This window comes from Asaia sp. W19, assembly GCF_003994335.1.
GTDB lineage: Bacteria > Pseudomonadota > Alphaproteobacteria > Acetobacterales > Acetobacteraceae > Asaia.
In genome coordinates, this window is sequence record NZ_PNQZ01000146.1 from 1 (window position 1) to 1983 (window position 1983).

Consider the following 1983-nt stretch of genomic DNA (forward strand, 5'->3'; position numbering starts at 1 on the left):
CCAGAGCACCCCGATGCCGGTCGGGCCATAGAGCTTGTGCCCCGTGCAGACGAAGAAATCCGCCCCGAGCGCCTGCACATCAATGGCGCGATGCACGGCTGACTGCGACCCATCGAGCAGGATCTTTGCGCCATGCGCATGCGCCAGACGCGCCAGTTCATGCGCCGGCGTCAGCGTCCCCAGGACATTCGACATATGGGTGATGGCCACAAGCCCGACACGCCCGTCCGAGAGCAGGCTCTCGTAAGCGTCGAGGTCCAGATCCCCGGTCTCGGTGATCGGCGCCACGCGGAGTTCCAGCCCGGCTCGATCGCGCAGCATCTGCCACGGAACGAGATTGGAATGATGCTCCAGCTCGGAAATCAGGATCGCCTGGCCCGGCTTCAGCAACATGCCATAGGAATGCGCGACGAGATTGATGGCCTCGGTGCTGTTACGCGTGAAGATGATTTCACGGCGATCCGGCGCCTTGAGAAACAAGGCGGCCTGGGTACGCACCGATTCATAGGCCTCGGTCGTGCGCTCGCTCATCCAGTGCAGGCCACGATGGATGTTGGCGTATTGATGCTGCATGGCCTGAGCCATGGCCGCAATCACGCTATCCGGTTTCTGAGCCGAGGCCGCGCTGTCCAGGAAGACCAGCGGACGGCCATGAACTGTCTCAGACAAGATCGGAAACCGGTCCCGCAAGGACGCGAAACGGTCGAGCACGTCTCCTGACATGATCACCCTTCCCTGTTCAGCCACCAGGCTTCGACGCGCTGGTCCAGGAGGGCATAAGCAGCCTCATCGGTGACCAGAGCGAGCGCGTCGAGCAGGAAGGCCCGGACGAGCATGGCTTTCGCGGTTTCATAGGGTACACCACGCGCCCGCAGATAAAAAAGCTGCTCGTCATCGAGTGCGCCCACAGTGGCACCGTGGCTGCACTTGACGTCATCAGCGTAGATCTCGAGCTCGGGCTTGCTGTCGATCTGCGCCTTTTCGGACAGAAGCAGCGCCTGATTCATTTGATAGCCATCGGTCTTCTGGGCGATACGATCAACATAGATCTTGCCCTGAAAAACACCATGCGCCGCATCCATCAGCACGTTCTTGACCGTCTGGCGAGAATTGCAGTCCGGTGCAGCATGGGTGATGACGGAGGTCAGATCGGCGTGCTGCGTACCAGCCAGAAGCTGCGCCGCATTCACATGCACGGTCGCATGCTTGCCACCCAGATGCGCCAGAACCTCATGACGCGACAACCTGGCGCCGAGCGTCAGAGTGAAGCTGTCATAAGTCCCATGCTCGGCAATGCTTGCATTCACAAGCGCCAGGTTCGCAGCCTGCACATCATCCTGCTGGACACGCAGATGGGTCAGGTGAGCCCCTTCGGCCACGGATACCGTCAGAGACGGATTAGCCAGATAGGCGCCTTCACCCGACTGGATATCGAGAAGGGTCAGGGTCGCTTCTTTTTCGAGCGTGACCTGATGCGTAAGATGCGTCGAAACCGGCCCTTCCCCCGAAACCAGAGAGACGAGACAGATCTGACCGGCCTCTATGCCTGCGGGAACCGTCAGGGACAGACCCGGCTGCTGCAGGGCGCTGTTGAGAACGCTGAGCGGACGGTCCGCCAAAAGCGGCGCCTCAAGCGCGGTCAGGATGACCGCCTCGGGAAGGCGCGTCAGCTCGGGAACAAGCACGCCGTTGACGAACACGACACGAGAGCCGCTGCGAGCCTCGGGAGCAAGGCGCGCCAGAAGGGCTTCCGCCTCGCCCAGCGAAACGGGCGCCGGCTGCTCGAACCCGATGCGATCAACATCGCGCAGCGGTGTATAGCGCCACGCCTCGAGACGACGCTGGGGCAGACCCTGACGGGCCAGGAGTTCTCTCGCTTCGCCTTTATGGGCGCGTGCGAGAAAAGACCCGATTGCAGGCGAAAAAGCGACGCTTTCGCTCATGCCACCGCCTCGAGATATTGCTGATAGCCCTGCGCCTCAA

General features: G+C 61.6%; 2 protein-coding genes. Both read right to left on the reverse strand.

The genetic code is table 11. The annotated features are described in order from the left end of the window. Nucleotides 1-723, reverse strand: a 723-nt coding sequence (locus tag C0V97_RS17465) for an aminotransferase class V-fold PLP-dependent enzyme (RefSeq protein ID WP_127103720.1), incomplete at its 3' end; no start/stop codon positions are given. 2 nt (nt 724-725) lie between these two features. Beyond that, nucleotides 726-1943, reverse strand: coding sequence for a Fe-S cluster assembly protein SufD (gene sufD, locus C0V97_RS17470; RefSeq protein ID WP_127102589.1), 1218 nt, complete (start codon nt 1941-1943; stop codon nt 726-728). Nucleotides 1944-1983: the final 40 nt, after the last annotated feature.

What these genes read in the sequence shown, in the direction of transcription:
- sufD (WP_127102589.1), bottom strand. Translation starts at nt 1,943, where the DNA reads ATGAGCGAAAGCGTCGCTTTTTCGCCTGCAATCGGGTCTTTTCTCGCA.